Below are 15,892 nucleotides of genomic sequence, written 5' to 3'. Positions count from 1 at the left end.
CTATTCCACCTTGATGCGCGGATCGATCAGCGGGCTGAGCACGTCGATGATGAAGACGGCGGCGGCGACGCCGACGATCGACAGGGCGCTGAGGCCGAGCACCAGGCTGTAGTCGCCGGCATGCACCGCTTCGATCAGCAGATTGCCGATGCCGGGATAACCGAAGACGATTTCGGTGATGACGGTGCCGTTGAAAATCGCGCCGAGCGACATGGCAAGGCCGGTGAACTGCGGCACCATGGCGTTGCGGGCGATGTAGGAGCGGAGAATTTTTCCCTTCGGCACGCCGCCGAGCTCGGCAAAGACGACATAGTCGTCGGTGATGATGTTGGAAACCAACGCGCGCATGCCGATCAGCCAGCTGCCGGCGCCGACCAGGATCAGCGACAAAGCCGGCAGGATGGAATGTTTGAGAATATCGAGGACGAGCGCGAAGGAGAGGTCCAGATTGGCGTTCATCTCATAGCCGCCATTGATCGGCAGCACCGGCCAGATGAAGCCGAAGACGATGAGAAGCACGAAGGCGAGGATATAGTAGGGGATGGGCAGCAGCGCGATGAAGACGAGGCTGACGGCCTTCAGCACCATATCCTTGCGGTAATAGCCGGCAAGCGCGCCGATGGCGTTGCCGAGCACGAAGGTGATCAGCGTCGACACCGTCATCAAGCCGATCGTCCAGGGGAGAGATCGCAGGATGATGGTGGAGACAGGGGTCGGAAAGGCCGAGAGCGAGGGGCCGAGATCGCCGGTCGCAAGCCGCAACCAAAAATGCAGATATTGCTCCCAGATCGAGCCCTGCATTCCATATAGCTCGCGCAGCGACTGGCGCATCAGTTCGATCGCATTCGGATCGGACTGGCCCATCTGGGTGATGGCGCCTATGCTTTCTTCGACCGGGTCGATCGGGGTCAGGTGGGTGACGAAGAAGGTGATCGTCACGCCGAGAAAAACGACGAGCAGAAACTGACCGAACCGCTTCAGCACAAAGATCAGATAGGGCGTCATAAGGCGTTGGTTCCTCTCAGGTTCCCTTTCAAAGCAAGGAAAGGATCGACGGGCATTTGCCCGTCGATAAGGGGGCCGGCGCGATGGCTGCGCGCCGGCTTTGGGAGGATTATTTCGGTTGTGCCGGCTTCAGCTTGACCATCATGAGCCTGGAATTCGCCCAATTTGGCACCGGATCGGTATAGGGATCCTTGATCGTCGGATAGCCGGTCCAATAGGTCGTATCCATCGAGGTGAAGACGTTATAGGACATCAGCGGGATCGTCGGCATTTCGCGGGCGACCAGCTTCAGATAATCCTTGCCGAGCTCGATGCCCTTGGGATCGTCGGCGCTGATGCCGCGGATGTTCTCGATGATCTTGTCGAGCTCCGGATTGGACCAGCGCTGCCAGTTGCGCGGCGGCTGAACGTCACCCTTCTTGGCGACGAACTGCGAGTGCCAGCTGTCGAGGAAGAAGGAGAGGTCGGGATCGCCGCCCCAGGTTTCGACGCTCCAGGCGATCGCTACCTGGAAATCGCCGGGCTGCAGCGCCGTCTGCCAAAGTTTCGCGGCGGGCACGGCTTTCGCGTCGATACCGAAGGCCGCCCATTGCTGGGCAATCAGCGTGCCGGCGCGGGTGAAGACCGACCGTGTGTCGCCTTCGACCGTCATCCGGATTTTGAAGGGCTGTCCATCAGGGGTCAGCCATTTGCCGCCGGATTTCTTGAAGCCTGCCTTTTCCAGAAGTTCGCCGGCCGCTTTCGGATCCGGTTTCCACCAGCCATAGCCGAAGGCACCGCTGATCGCCTGTGGGTCGGTCGGGATCTGGTCCTTGAACTTCGGCTGCTTGCGCAGGATATCGGCGATCTGCTGGCCGATGGTCGGGTCATAGGGCTTGATCTTGCTCTTGCCGGTATCGATCTCGAAGTCCTTCAGCCAATCCTGCATCGGCGCCTGATAGTCTTTCATCGTGGCCGCCGTCGGCGGCACGCCGAGCGCAGACAGCGTCGCCGCGCCGCGGTAGCTCGCCATGTCGACCGCCTTGATGTCGATCAGGAGCGCCAGCGCCCAGCGAACATCGGCATTGTCGAAGGGCGCATTCTGGGTGTTGAAGATGACGGCCGGCAGCGTCGGGTCCGGATGGGCGAAGGGGAAGCCCGGGAACCAGGTGTCGATCGTCTTCGACTTCTCCTTGAGGGTGAACATGCCCTCCGGCGTGTTGTCGTGAATGATATCGAGATTGTGCTCGAGCTGGGCGATCGTGCGCTTATCCGGCGGGCCGGGATCGGTATAGGTCACATATTTCGGGGCCGGCTCGCCGAAGCGGGCAAGCGAGGTGCGCTGCCAGTCGTCGCGCTTCTCCCAAGTATACCATTTGCCCAGAGGGTCATAGGCCTTCAGCTTATAGGCGCCGAGCGAGACCGGGTTTGCGAAATCGTAACGAAGCGGATCCTCCACCTTCTCGAACACGTGCTTCGGCATGATCCAGGCGCCGTTCCAGCGCACGGTGAAAATGGCATGGAAGCGCGAATTGGGCTTCTTCAGCTTGAACACGACCGTCTGGGGATCGGTCGCCTCGACGCTCGCCACCTGCACGGAGAAGGCCGCGCTCCAGACCATGCCGGGGTGGTCCATCTGCGTCTTGACGGTATAGACCACGTCGTCGGCCGTGAACTCGACGCCGTCGCTCCAGAAGAGCCCCTTGCGCAGTTTCACGGTCATCTCGGTGAAGTCGGCATTGTATTGCGGTTTGTCGGCGGCGAGCGAATTGTCCCAGGCCGCGCCGCCGAGCCCCTGTTCGGGGTCGATGTACCAGAGCGTATCCATGGTCAGCTGCTGCAGGCCGGTCGAAACACCGCCGCCGCCATTGACCCAGATATTGAACCAGCCGGGATTCTTGATCGTCCCTTCCGGATTTTCGACGATGAGCGTCTCCTTGCGCGGCAAGGAGGTGTAGTCATCGGCCTTGGCCGCCGCCGTCAGGCCGAGTGCGGCCAGCGCGACGCCAAATGCGAGCCTCTTCCACTGTTGCATGAACTCCTCCCTAGAAAGCGACGATCTGGCGGCCGCAAAGGCACGCGTGGGCACGTCGCGGTTGTCGGTTTGCGGAGGCATCGGGACCTTAAGTCCAGCGCTCCAGCGAACCATCCCTCCGGCCCGCCTGCCTCCTCGCAGGTGAGCCGAATCTCTCAGCCGGTCATCTATCCGGCGGCGGCTGTCACACGGACAGCCGGATGACGTTGTAGGACAGCGGCTTCAGCGCCGTCCGCAACCTTCCGTCCTCGATCTTGGCACTCTCGACATTGACGGGAGCGACCGTCTGCGGCCGTGCTGCCGTGTTGACGGCTTCGAGATCGCCATGGGTCATCTCCATCTGTTCGATCAGGCGGGCGGCGCCGAACCCTTCCAGCCGGACATCGAGGTCGAGTGCTGTCTGCGGATGGCGGTTGACGGCAAAGAAAGTGAGCGTCCTGCCGTCTTCGGAATGAACCGCCGATACGTCGAGATAGGGAACGTCGTTCTCTTCGTCGCCGTCATAGGTCGGGCTGTCGATGACCAGCTGCAGCGCCGCGCCGCGGCCATAGCGGGAGGCATAGTAGAACGGGTAATAGATGGTCTGCCGCCAGGCAGCGCCGCCATCCTCGGTCATGATCGGAGCGATGACATTGACGAGCTGGGCGATGCAGGCGATGCGCACCCGGTCGGAGCGGCGGATGAAGGTGTTCAGGATGCCGCCGACCTGCAGCACGTCCTCGAAATTATAGACGTCTTCCAGCAGATGCGGGGCATCCGGCCACTCGTCGCGCGCCAGGATCTCCTTGTCCTGCTGGTTTGAATGGTACCAGACGTTCCATTCGTCGAAGGAAATGCCGATCGTCTTTTTCGAGCGCTTCTTCGCCTTGATGTAATCGATCACGCCGCCGATCGTGGTGATGTAGCGGTCGAGCTTCGTCGCGCGGGCGAGGTAGTTCAGCGTATTCTTTTCGCGGTTGGCGAAATACATATGCAGCGAGATGTAATCGGCGCTGTCATAGCACTGCTCGAGAACCTGGGCCTCCCAATCGGGATAGGTCTTCATATCGGAATTGGACGAGCCGCAGACCACGAGTTCGAGCGACTTGTCGAAGCCGCGCATGGCCTTGGCCGTCTCATCCGCCAGCCGGCCATATTCATAGGCCGACTTGTGGCCGACCTGCCAGGGTCCGTCCATCTCGTTGCCGAGGCACCACAATTTGACGTCGTGCGGATTGGACCAGCCGTGCTTGCGGCGCAGATCCGACCAATAGGTACCGCCGGGATGATTGCAATATTCCAGGAAGTTGCGGGCGGCATCGAGGCCGCGGGAGCCGAGATTGACGGCGAGCATCGGCTTGGTATTGGCCTTCTTGCACCAGTCGACGAATTCGTTGACGCCGATCTGATTGGCTTCGCGGGTGCGCCAGGCAAGGTCGAGACGAACGGGGCGCTCGGAGCGCGGGCCGACGCCATCCTCCCAATTATAGGCCGAGACGAAGTTGCCGCCGGGATAACGGCAATAGGGCGTGTCGAGATCGCGGACCAGATCGAGCACGTCGCGGCGAAATCCGTCTTCGTCGGCCGTCGGATGTCCGGGCTCATAAATGCCCCCGTAGATCGCTCTGCCAAGATGCTCGAGGAATGAACTGTAGAGCCTGGCGTCAATGGTCGCGATGCGAAAATCGCGGTGGGCAACGACATTCGTCTTCAACGGATCCTCCCGTTTATATATCAAGATTTTTGTTTTCTTGCCTCTAACTTGATATCAGGAATGTCGTGCTGTCAACCGAGTCAGGCTTTTTATCATACTAATTTTAATTTCGATAAAAACAGTTCAATAACAATATGTTGGATCGATTTTTTCGCCGTTGAAACTTGATGGGATCGCTTTTTATAAATCAGAATTTCCGATAGTATGTGATCACACGTGCAGCCGCATGATGATATCACGGCCGTGATTTCCGAAGCCGCGGCCGAAAATATTGACGCCGCCGGTATGACCGGCATTCTCCGCGATGCCGACGCGGAGCCGAATGGACGAATGCTGACCGAGCGCGAGATCGGCGAGCGTAACATTCGACGCGGCGACACCGTCGATGAAGGTTCCGCGCGTCGAGATGCGCCAGGTCTTCATCGCCCCATATTGCGAACCTTCGAGCTTCCACCAGGCCGGCGTGAAGGCGCCGCGCTTGTCGCCGTAATCGCCGGGCGACGTCCAGGTGCCGATCGCCATGCCGTTGACCCAGAGCGTGATGTCGGACGGCCAGTCCGGATTGGTGCCGGGCACCTCAGACGACAGCTCCAGGGAAAACTCGATGGCGCGGATATCCTTGTTCAAGACCTTGGCATTGTTAGGAAATTTATACTCGACATAGCCTCTGCCGAACCAGACGAGTCCGGCCTGCATGCGCTGCGGATCAAGGAAATAGTCCGGCACATCAAGGGGACCGATGACACTCTCGGTGGAGCAAAGACCGCATGGCGCATGCACGTCGCAACTGGTGTACAGGCCCACCGGCATCTCGACTTCAATGATATTGTTGGCCCGCTGGGCGGCACTTTCCTCGAAGCTGATCAGGATTTCGCTGTAGATCGCCGAGCAGATCTTCTGGTTGCCTTTGCGGGCCTTGGCCAGTTGCGAGTCGACGAGCCGCGCATCTTCCAAAATCTGAATGCCGGTGGCGACCGTGGATTGGGGGAGGGACAGCGCGCGGGCGATATCGTTGATATTCATCGGCCCTTTGGCGCAGAGCAGCTTGAGAATCTCGATGCGCGCCGGGGCAGAAAGCGCGCGTATCGCGTCACTATTCTCGCCAGCGGCAATCGTCAAAAACGAACGTTCCATCATTTCCCCATCATTTCCGATGTTATGATGTATATCGAGAAATTTGATACATCAAGCCGTCTTCGATCGGCGCGAGGGATTCTTTTGTTATTGTCAGATCTCAAGCACCTTTTCGCTATGGCAGCGGAGCCGGCCCGGCTACCGCCGCAGCAGTGGCCGCAACGCAGCCTGCGTTTCTTTCAGCAACTTGAGATAACGCTCCTTCATCTCCGCAGCCGGGACGAGGGCGGCCGGCGCGCCGATATTGATTGCCGCAACCGTTTGGCCGCGGTCGTTTTCGACGGGCACGGCGATCGAGCAGAGGCCGATCTCCAGCTCCTGATCGATGATGGCGTAGCCCTCGGCGCGTACGCGCCGGAACTCGGCGATGAGTTCCTCAGGGTCGGTCTTGGTATTCGGTGTGTTTTGCTTCAGCCCGCTGCGGCCGAGGATGGCGCGCGCCTCGCTTTCGGGAAGGGCAGCGAGCAGCACCCGGCCCATCGAGGCGCAATAGGCGGGCAGGCGGCTGCCGGGCGTGAGATTGATCGACATGACGCGGCGCTGCGAGGCGCGGGCTATATAGACGATTTCGGTGTCGTCGAGCACCGAGGCCGAGGCGCTCTGGCCGGCCTTTTCCGAGAGAAGATCGAGATGCGGCTGCAACAGCGCCGGAAGCGGCGTCGCTGCGAGATAGGCATGGCCAAGGCGCAGGATCTTCGGCGTCAGCGTGAAGAACTTGCCGTCATAATCGGCATATCCGAGCTCGGCGAGCGTCAGCAGCGATCGGCGCACGGTGGCGCGGTCGAGCTCCGTCAGCTTCGAGGCCTCCGCAATCGAAAGCCGCTGCCGCGTCTCGCCGAAGGCTTCGATGACTTTCAGGCCGCGGGCGAAGCCGTTGACGAAATCCGTTTCGCGCATGATTCAAGTCTCCAATCAGTCGCAATTTGTGCGATATATGAACAAATGTCAAATAACGCACAAAATATCTTGCCGCTGCGGCAACCGCGTTTTATCCCTGACGTTAGAACGAGCGAGGAGACCCCACATGGACAAGACAGTCGAGAGCACGGCAGAGGCCGTCTCCGGGATCGGTGACGGCGCCACCGTCATGATTGGTGGTTTCGGTGGTTCGGGTGCGCCGATCGAATTAATCCACGCCCTGATCGACAAGGGCAGCAAGAACCTCACCGTGATCAACAACAATGCCGGCAACGGGCGCATCGGCATCGCCGCGATGATCGATGCCGGCATGGTCAGGAAGATGATCTGCTCATTCCCGCGCTCGTCGGATCCGCGCGCTTTCACGGACAAATATCTGGCCGGCGAGATCGAGCTCGAACTGGTGCCGCAGGGAACGCTCGCCGAACGCATCCGCGCCGGCGGGGCCGGCATTCCGGCCTTCTACACGCCGACGGCCTATGGCACCGAACTCGCCGAGGGCAAGGTCATCGCCGAATTCGACGGCCGCCACTATGTGCAGGAACGCTGGCTGAAGGCCGATTTCGCCATCGTCAAGGCGGAGGTCGGCGATGTCCATGGCAACCTCACCTACAAGAAGGCCGGCCGTAACTTCAATCCGCTGATGTGCATGGCGGCGGCAAAGACCATCGTCCAGGTCTCATCGATCGTGCCGGCCGGCGGCATCGATCCCGAGCATGTGGTGACCCCCGGCATCTTCGTCGACCGCGTCGTCGCCGTTCCCAATCCCCAGCAGGAAGAAGAGCTCATTCGAGCCGGAGTGGCCTACGCATGACCGTCGATACCCGCCCTATAAACACTCGTGAAGACATCAAGCTCACCAATGCGCAGATCGCCTGGCGCGCCGCGCAGGATATTGCCGACGGCGCCTATGTGAACCTCGGCATCGGCTTTCCCGAAATGGTCGCCCGCTATCAGCCGCCCGGCCGCGAGGCGATCTTCCACACCGAAAACGGCATCCTGAATTTCGGTGAGCCGCCGGCTGAAGGTGAGGAGGACTGGGATCTGATCAATGCCGGCAAGAAGGCGGTGACGCTGAAGCCGGGCGCGGCCTTCTTCCACCACGCCGACAGTTTCGCCATGGTGCGCGGCGGCCATCTCGACGTCGCCATCCTCGGCGCCTATCAGGTTGCGCAAAACGGCGACCTCGCCAACTGGCGGGTGGGCAGCAAGGGCGTGCCGGCGGTCGGCGGCGCCATGGACCTCGTGCACGGCGCCAAGCAGGTCTGCGTGATCACCGAGCACGTAACCAAGACGGGCGAGCCGAAGCTGGTGGAGAAATGCACCTTCCCGCTGACCGGCGTCGCCTGCATCACGCGCGTCTATACCAGCCATGCCGTCATCGACATCGTCGATGGGCGCTTCGTCCTGCGGGAGAAGCTGGCTGCGATGTCGCTGGAGGAATTGCAGGCGATGACCGGTGCGCCGCTGCATCTCGACGGGCCTGTTGCCGATCTCGTCGTTCCGAAACTCTGAAGGAAAAGCCATGACCGAAGCCTTTATCTGCGACTATATCAGGACGCCGATCGGCCGCTTCGCCGGCTCGCTCTCGCAGGTGCGCGCCGACGATCTCGGCGCTATCCCGCTGAAGGCGCTGATGCAGCGCAACGGCGGCGTCGATTGGGAAGCCGTCGACGACGTGATCTTCGGCTGCGCCAACCAGGCGGGCGAGGACAACCGTAACGTCGCGCGCATGTCGGCGCTCTTGGCCGGTCTGCCGATCGCCGTCCCGGGCACCACGATCAACCGGCTGTGCGGCTCCGGCATGGATGCGGTGATCACGGCCGCACGCGCCATCCGCGCCGGCGAGGCCGAACTGATGATCGCGGGCGGCGTCGAGAGCATGTCGCGCGCGCCCTTCGTCATGCCGAAGGCCGAGACGGCCTTTTCGCGCGCGGCCGAAATCCATGACACCACCATCGGCTGGCGCTTCGTCAATCCTGTGATGAAGAAGCAGTATGGCGTCGATTCCATGCCGGAGACCGGCGAGAATGTCGCCGAGGATTATAAGATCAGCCGCGAGGATCAGGATGCCTTTGCGGTGCGCAGCCAGGCGAAGGCGGCGGCCTCCCAGGCGAGCGGACGGCTGGCGAAGGAGATCACTCCGGTGACCATCCCACAACGCAAGGGCGATCCTGTCATCGTCGAGAAGGATGAGCATCCGCGCGCGACGACGGTGGAGACGCTGGCGAAACTCGCCACGCCTTTCAAGAAGGAAGGCGGCACGGTGACCGCAGGCAATGCCTCCGGTGTTAATGACGGGGCGGCCGCGCTGATTGTCGCTTCGGAGGCAGCGGCGCGAAAATACGGCTTGACGCCGATCGCCCGCATCCTCTGCGGCGCGGCTGCCGCCGTTCCGCCGCGGGTGATGGGCGTCGGCCCGATCCCGGCCTCGCGCAAGCTGATGGCCCGGCTCGGCATGACCCAGGAACAGTTCGACGTCATCGAACTCAACGAGGCCTTTGCCAGCCAGGGCTTGGCGGTGCTGCGCGCGCTCGGCATTGCCGACGACGACGCGCGGGTGAACCGCAATGGCGGCGCGATCGCGCTCGGTCATCCCTTGGGCATGTCTGGCGCCCGCATCACCGGCACGGCGGCGCTGGAGCTTCAGGAAACCGGCGGGAAATATTCGCTGTCGACCATGTGCATCGGCGTCGGGCAGGGGATCGCCATCGCGCTCGAAAGGGTTTGAGAGCGCTCGGCCCGTTGCGCGCCATGTCGGGCTTCTGTAGAAATCGGGCATGCTGATCCGACCTGCAAATAACGACGACCGAAGTGCCATCTGGAGGATCATCGGCCCGACGATCCGTGCCGGCGAGACCTATGCGCTGGACCGCGATCTCTCCGAAGCCGATGCGCTCGCCTACTGGATGGGGCCGGACCGCGAGACCTTCGTCGCCGAAGAGGATGGCGCGATCCTCGGCACCTATTACATCAAGGCCAATCAGGCGGGCGGCGGGCGCCATGTCTGCAATTGCGGCTACATGACCGATCCGGCCGCGGCCGGCCGCGGCGTCGCCCGGCGGATGCATGAACATTCCCTGGAGCATGCTCGCGCGAAAGGCTTTCGCGCCATGCAGTTCAATTTCGTCGTCAGCAGCAACCGCCGCGCCGTTGAGCTCTGGCAATCGCTCGGCTTCGAGATCGTCGGCCGCCTTCCCGGCGTTTTCCTCCATCCGAGCGAGGGTTATGTCGACGCACTGGTGATGTTTCGAACTCTGTAGCCTAGTCGAATTCGATCACGAAGCTATGCGACGAATCCGACGGTCCCATGTCGTCCCAGCTTTCGACCCGCAATTCCTTCGGATGGCGTTTTCCGGAGCTATGGTTGTAGTACATGCCGAAATCGTCGCCGCGCTTATGTTCGTTTGGCATATCTTGTAGCCATTTCGTGAACGTCATCGCTTCGCCGGTTACCAGCGCCAACCCTGTTTGGGTTCCCGGCCGTGTTCGTCCTGGATCAAGCCGATCCATGGCCCATTCTTGTATGTGCCGTTCCACGATGCTTCATATTCGGAATCGAACAAGCGCTCGTCCTTGTTGAAGAGCGAGGCGACGAAATCATTTTCCTCTTTCGAGGTAATCGTCGCTAAATGTCCGCCACAGCGTTTGGCATTGAAGTCCGCCAATTTCCACGTCGTTCCTTGCGAATATATCACCACGTACATATGCCCGAGGAACGAGCCGTAGACCTTTTCATGCCATGGATTACAATTGATTGCCTTCCAGACGCGTTCATCTGTTTCCAAGCCGACGAAATCCTTCGGCAGGTATCGCCGCGCCAAAGGCGATGAATAGAGACCATCCGCTGCGCTGACGACACCGATTCCGAGCGCCTGCGCCGTCGGTTCATTGAAGTAGCCGGTGCCGGTGAGGTTCGTGGATTTCTGGTAGTCGGTGATCGCCTTGCGGGTCTGTGAGCCAAACACGCCGTCGGCATTTCCTGTGCCGAAACCCTTTGCGGCAAGCGCGCGCTGGACTTCGCTTCTCTTCGCCCTATCGAGGATAAGTTCGTTCTCGCGCTGCTCCGGCGTCGGAAACAACAGCGAGGCAATAGCGTTCGGCTGCATCACGGATAACATCTGTCGGGCGACATCGACCTTTTCGCCGCTGCGGTGCTTCGCAAGAAAAGAGGTCCAGATGCGCGGTGTGTTGATCCGCAAGGCCTTCTGAAAATCAGCTTCGGCCGCTATTGCCTCTGGATCGATCGCCGGTGCAGCGACCGGTGCCTGCTCGGGTTGCTGCAGGGCAGGAGCGAAATAGAATTCGAGCGATAGCGACGACAGGATCTGCGGCGATTGCTTGCCGTCTGTCGCCGTTCGGACATCGCGGATCACCCGCTTGAACGCAGTGCCGATTTCAATCCCCGGGCTCGCCAGATGGTTTACCAGCGCCGTGGTGAAAGGTGAGCTTTCCCCGCGTCCGTCGGCTGCGACCTGCCCTGGTGCAGCTGCGAACGCAACCATGGTGCCTGCACTTTGCGTTTCTATCGGTGCCAGCCCCCGCGTCGCAAGGCTTCTGGTTGTGCCTTCGATCTCTTCGTTGAGGCGATTGGCCAACGGGTTGTTGCGGCAGGCGTCCAGGAAGACGAGGACGATCTTTGCTTTCCCTTCCATCGCACGCACCATGTCTTCCAGAGCGAGCGTCTCTGCCGCCACGTCGAATTCGCTGGTAAGCCGGGCGTTGGTGGCGACCAGATAATTTTCGCCGCGAAGCTGCATGCCGTGCCCCGCGTAGTAGAAGAGCGCTACGTCATCCGCGGTGATCTTACGCGAAAAACGCGCGACGGCTTCCGCAAGCTGGCTGCGGTTCGCATCGATGACGATGTCCGTGTCAAATCCCAGATTGGATAGAAACGTCCCGAACGCTCGCGCGTCGCGCGCTGCATTGGGAAGCGTGCCGGCGGCTTCGTATGCCGAGTTGCCGACCACGAGCGCCAGTCGCCGGCCGCCTTCCGCTGCGGTCCCGTCCGAAGTTCCGACCATGCTCAACAGGATCGAGGCCAGGCATGCCAGGCACATTCGCATCATGATTACCTCCCCCAAGGTCGTCACGAGATCAAACGCTCGATGTTGCTTCGAATTGGTCAACTGATAATTGAGCATTACTTTAGCATCGACTTAATATCGAGCAAAGCTGCGCGCGCGACTGCGCCCGCGGGGATGGGTGCAGCTGATAAAGGGTGCGCGAAAAAAAGATGCGGGGACGCTGTCGAAATCGCAGCGGCTCGAACGTCTTTAGATCGCGAGGCGCAGAATGCGGCAAGTTGGCCGCAGGCTTCGCGATCACTCTGTCGGCATGGAGGTTATGAAGCCATGAGTGTTCCCTATCGTTGGGTCATCGTCGCCTTGGGCGCTTTGATGTCGTGCGTTGCCATCGGCGCGATGTTCTCACTGGCAATTTTTCAGGAACCGATCGCGACCGCCACCGGCTGGTCCTATGTCGGCATCGCGAGCGCGATGACGCTGAATTTCATCGTGATGGGTTTTGGTGGCTTCGTCTGGGGCGCGGCAAGCGACCGCTTCGGCCCGCGCCCGGTCGTGTTGATCGGCTCGGTATTGCTCGGCCTGGCGCTGGTTCTGGCAAGCCGCGCCGAGACGCTCATGCAGTTTCAGCTCACCTACGGCATCCTCGTCGGACTGGCCGCCAGCGCTTTTTTCGCGCCGATGATCGCGGCGACGACGGCCTGGTTCGACGAGAACCGCGGCCTTGCCGTGTCGCTCGTCTCCGCCGGCATGGGCGTCGCGCCGATGACCATTTCGCCTTTCGCGCGCTGGCTTATCTCCGCCTATGATTGGCGCCCCGCCATGCTCATCATCGGCATCGCAACCTGGGTGCTGCTGGTGCCCGCCGCCCTCCTGGTCAAGCGTCCGCCCGCCGAGCCTGTCGATGCCAGCACCGAATTTGCCGCGGAAGGCGCCCGGCCGCAGCTGTCGAAAGTCTTTCGGTCGCCGCAATTCATCGTGCTCGGTCTGACCTTCTTTGCCTGCTGCGCGGCGCATTCCGGGCCGATCTTTCATATGGTCAGTTATGCGACGATCTGCGGCGTCGCCCCGATGGCCGCCGTCAGCATCTACAGCGTCGAGGGCCTGGCGGGACTGGGCGGCCGGCTGCTTTATGGCAGCCTTGCCGACCGGATCGGCGTTAAGCCGGTACTGGTTGCCGGCCTCACGGTGCAGGCAGCGGCACTGGCGACCTACCTCTTCGTCAGCCGGCTCGGCGAATTCTATGCGCTCGCCATCGTCTTCGGCAGCGCCTATGGCGGCGTGATGCCGCTTTATGCGGTGCTGGCGCGGGAATATTTCGGTCAACGCATCATCGGTACGGTCCTCGGCGCGGCGACGATGCTCTCCAGCCTCGGCATGGCTTTCGGTCCCCTGATCGGCGGCTGGATCTTCGACACCTACGCCAATTATTCCTGGCTGTTCATCGGCTCCGCCATGGTCGGGCTGGGCGCGGCGGCGATCGCGCTGGCCTTTCCGCCTCTCGCCGGGCGGAAGCCACAGCCGGTTCTCGGCGTAACTTCTTGATTGGATGGAGCTTGGCGAGGTCAGCCCCTCATTCGGCTGCCGCCACCTTCTCCCCGCTTGCGGGGCTATTAGATTCACACATTGTCGAAAGCGGATAAGAGGAGGTCTACGCCGCGTTTAGCGGCCTGGAACTGGTGCCATCCGTCGAGCATGACGATTGGTCCAGGCTTTCCGTAGTAGCCGGTCCATCCGCCGAGGCGGGCGCAGACCCAGGCGGCATAGGCAAGCGAGCCTTTGGGATGCGGGTTCTTCTGTCTGGCGGTGTTGCCCTCCAGCTTGGCGCAGAAGGCTTCCAGCAGCGGCCGGTCGCTTGGCGCGAAGGCGTCCTCGATGGGGCGCAAGGCAGCGCCGGGCGGGGCGCCGTCGCGGGCATGCACCAGTTGCTGTACGATGACGGCCGCGACGAAGGCGGCCATCACCAGATTGCTCAGCGCTCCCTCGTCCTCGATGCGCAGGCCTTCGATATCAAAGCCCTGTGTCTTCAGAGTGCGGAACAGTTGCTCGATCGTCCAGCGGCGGCGATAAAGGGCGATGACCGCCGCCGCCTCGTCGGCATCCGACACCGCGTAAGTCGTCAGCAGCCGCCAATGGATCGGCGTCTCGCCCGCTGGTGCGGCGGTCTCGCGCACATCCACCAGATAAAGCCGCACCCCATCCGGGGTCTTCTTGTAGATGCCGTTCTTCGGGGGCGGCAATGCCACCGGACTGAAGCGGATCGCCAGCTGCGTGTCGCGCTGCTTGCGGCCCGGCTTGGCCGGCAGGGTGAAGGCAAGCTTTGCCGCAACCGGCAAGGCATCGGCCATGGTAAACAGCGACGGCTGGTCTTTGCCGAAACTGCGGTCTTTGGCAGCGCGTACGACAAGCTCGACATTGGCAGGCCTTCGGGTGAAGGCCTCGTAGATATCGCTTTCGCGATCGGCAATGACGGTGATGTGGCGCGCCGCCGCACAAACCTTTGCCGCCTGGTCGGCGCCTTCCAGCCAGCGATAGCTCTCCTTCTCCTTGATCGGACTCGCACGTTGCGTGCCGCGCTTGCCCTGGTCGCGGCTGAGAAACTGTCCGTGGATCGCCCCGACGATCGCGCCATCGTCGGCGTCGACCCCGATCATCGCATGCAGATAAAGACCGCCACCGCCGTCGGAGCGGACCACTGTCGTATCCTGAATGGCCAGGATATGCCGATCCGTGCAGCCGCCCGCCGTGCGCAAGGCCGCCTCATCGATCATCGCCTGCGGATCAACCGCTCCATTGCGCAAGAACCGGCTCAAGCGGATCTCTCCGGCCCGATTGCCGCCGAGCTTGCGCACCCGCACGCCCTGGCCTGCCGTCGAAACAAGGCGCTCCAGCAAGAACGCCCCCCTTTTTCCAGGCGACGGTCGCCAAACCGCCCCAGTCGCAAATCATCCATCGCTCAATTCTCCTGCTTGCGGCAACAGAATCAGAACGCCATTCCATAGGCAATTCTAAATGTGTGAATGTCATAGGCTTGCGGGGAGAAGGAGACAAGCCGCGGCCTCTCCATTCCCCCGCTCCCCTCTCGCAGGGTACGTCCCCTCTCCCCGCCAGAACGGGGAGAGGGTTAGAGTGAGGGGCAATTTGCGGGACGAGCAAGACAGCATCGCATCCCCCGCATACCAATCCTCGCCTTTTCGTGCATTGCCCTTCTCGGATTTCGCCTGATAGACTTCCCCGGTCTGTTTCATCACCTATGTCCGTGATTTTGGGAGGCTATCTTAGCCATGGCAGAACTTGCTCAGTTGCTTGCATCCATCAAACTGCCGGATCTCGCCGGCAAGGCCGTGCTGATCACCGGCGCTTCGACCGGCATCGGGGCGGCGCTTGCTCGCGCCTTTGCGGCGCAGGGCGCCAAGGTTGGCGTGCATTACAATGCCAGCCGCGAGCCGGCGGAGAAGCTCGGCGAGGAAATCCGCGCTGCCGGCGGCACGGTGCATCTGATCCAGGGCGACGTGTCGAGGGAAGGCGAGACCGAGCGGGTCGTGGAGGAGACGGCGAAGACCTTCGGCCATCTCGACGGCCTCATCAACAATGCCGGCGGCATGCTCGGGCGCAAGCCGACCTCCGAATATACCGACGAACATTATGCCGCGGTGATGGACCTCAACGCCCGCTCGGTGCTGGCGGCGACGCGCGCGGCGCATCCCTGGCTGAAGAAGCAGGGCGGTTTCATCATCAACACCACCTCGATCGCCGCGCGCAACGGCGGCGGCAATGGCGCGATCCTCTATGCGGCGTCCAAGGGCTTCGTCTCGACGATCACGCGCGGCCATGCCAAGGAATTCGTCGCCGACAGGATCCGCGTCAACGCGGTGGCGCCCGGTGTCATCGCCACGCCCTTCCACGAACGTTATACCAATGACGAGCAGATGGAGCTGCAGCGCAAGTCGATCCCGATGGGCTTCGTCGGCACGTCGGAGGATTGCGTCGGCGCTTATCTCTTCCTCGCCTCGCCGACGCTTTCGGGTTACATCACCGGTCAGATCATCGAGGTCAATGGCGGCCAGCTGATGCCGTAGGACTGCCGCCGAAAGGCGTCCGTTT

The 15,892-nt window shown here is 61.7% G+C and carries 14 protein-coding genes; 6 read left to right on the top strand and 8 right to left on the bottom strand.

The features are described 5' to 3' along the window. From ATY76_RS10480 to ATY76_RS10460, 5 genes are all read right to left on the bottom strand, one after another. Complete coding sequence (locus ATY76_RS10480) at window positions 1-1,005, bottom strand: ABC transporter permease (RefSeq protein ID WP_088674696.1); 1,005 nt, start codon at window positions 1,003-1,005, stop codon at window positions 1-3. Window positions 1,006-1,114: 109 nt separating this feature from the next. Beyond that, the gene (locus ATY76_RS10475; RefSeq protein ID WP_088674695.1) at window positions 1,115-3,019 is read right to left on the bottom strand and encodes an ABC transporter substrate-binding protein; all 1,905 of its coding nucleotides are present in this window, start codon (window positions 3,017-3,019) and stop codon (window positions 1,115-1,117) included. A 184-nt stretch (window positions 3,020-3,203) separates the two neighbouring features. Further along, window positions 3,204-4,712, bottom strand: coding sequence for an alpha-N-arabinofuranosidase (locus tag ATY76_RS10470; protein ID WP_088674694.1), 1,509 nt, complete (start codon window positions 4,710-4,712; stop codon window positions 3,204-3,206). A 210-nt stretch (window positions 4,713-4,922) separates the two neighbouring features. Next, entirely contained in the window at window positions 4,923-5,849 is a 927-nt protein-coding gene (locus tag ATY76_RS10465; protein WP_190233628.1) for an ArsR family transcriptional regulator, read from the bottom strand. A gap of 135 nt (window positions 5,850-5,984) precedes the next feature. Beyond that, window positions 5,985-6,743, bottom strand: a complete 759-nt coding sequence (locus ATY76_RS10460; RefSeq protein WP_088674693.1) for an IclR family transcriptional regulator — start codon at window positions 6,741-6,743, stop codon at window positions 5,985-5,987. A 127-nt stretch (window positions 6,744-6,870) separates the two neighbouring features. Between ATY76_RS10460 and ATY76_RS10455 the strand changes: the two genes are divergently transcribed. From ATY76_RS10455 to ATY76_RS10440, 4 genes are read left to right on the top strand one after another with little or no spacing between them, the layout of a single operon-like run. Next, the gene (locus ATY76_RS10455; RefSeq protein ID WP_088674692.1) at window positions 6,871-7,578 is read left to right on the top strand and encodes a 3-oxoacid CoA-transferase subunit A; all 708 of its coding nucleotides are present in this window, start codon (window positions 6,871-6,873) and stop codon (window positions 7,576-7,578) included. After that, complete coding sequence (locus ATY76_RS10450) at window positions 7,575-8,279, top strand: CoA transferase subunit B (RefSeq protein ID WP_088674691.1); 705 nt, start codon at window positions 7,575-7,577, stop codon at window positions 8,277-8,279. The genes ATY76_RS10455 and ATY76_RS10450 overlap by 4 nt, the downstream gene beginning before the upstream one ends. Before the next feature lie 10 nt (window positions 8,280-8,289). Further along, on the top strand, window positions 8,290-9,495 hold the full coding sequence (gene pcaF / locus ATY76_RS10445) for a 3-oxoadipyl-CoA thiolase (protein ID WP_088674690.1): 1,206 nt from the start codon (window positions 8,290-8,292) through the stop codon (window positions 9,493-9,495). Window positions 9,496-9,544: 49 nt separating this feature from the next. Then, window positions 9,545-10,027, top strand: coding sequence for an N-acetyltransferase (locus ATY76_RS10440; RefSeq protein ID WP_088674689.1), 483 nt, complete (start codon window positions 9,545-9,547; stop codon window positions 10,025-10,027). Window position 10,028: 1 nt separating this feature from the next. Here the strand turns inward: ATY76_RS10440 and ATY76_RS33670 are convergent, their stop codons facing one another. Together ATY76_RS33670 and ATY76_RS10430 are read right to left on the bottom strand one after the other, a co-directional pair. Further along, a complete protein-coding gene (locus ATY76_RS33670) occupies window positions 10,029-10,178 on the bottom strand; it encodes a hypothetical protein (RefSeq protein ID WP_190233627.1) in 150 nt (49 codons plus the stop codon). 38 nt (window positions 10,179-10,216) lie between these two features. After that, entirely contained in the window at window positions 10,217-11,908 is a 1,692-nt protein-coding gene (locus ATY76_RS10430) for a caspase family protein (protein WP_088674687.1), read from the bottom strand. A gap of 210 nt (window positions 11,909-12,118) precedes the next feature. Between ATY76_RS10430 and ATY76_RS10425 the strand changes: the two genes are divergently transcribed. After that, window positions 12,119-13,333, top strand: a complete 1,215-nt coding sequence (locus ATY76_RS10425) for an MFS transporter (RefSeq protein WP_088674686.1) — start codon at window positions 12,119-12,121, stop codon at window positions 13,331-13,333. 74 nt (window positions 13,334-13,407) lie between these two features. On the opposite strand, the gene ATY76_RS10420 is transcribed toward ATY76_RS10425, so the two are convergent. Further along, window positions 13,408-14,682 (bottom strand): IS4 family transposase, encoded by a 1,275-nt coding sequence (locus ATY76_RS10420; protein ID WP_245309788.1) that lies wholly within the window; start codon window positions 14,680-14,682, stop codon window positions 13,408-13,410. Between the two features lie 390 nt (window positions 14,683-15,072). Between ATY76_RS10420 and ATY76_RS10415 the strand changes: the two genes are divergently transcribed. Further along, a complete protein-coding gene (locus ATY76_RS10415) occupies window positions 15,073-15,867 on the top strand; it encodes an SDR family oxidoreductase (RefSeq protein ID WP_088674685.1) in 795 nt (264 codons plus the stop codon). Window positions 15,868-15,892 lie beyond the last annotated feature (25 nt).

It is taken from the genome of Rhizobium sp. R339 (assembly GCF_002211395.1).
GTDB lineage: Bacteria > Pseudomonadota > Alphaproteobacteria > Rhizobiales > Rhizobiaceae > Rhizobium.
The sequence above is the reverse complement of the archived record's forward strand: the minus strand, read 5'-3'. Positions and strand labels throughout refer to the sequence as shown.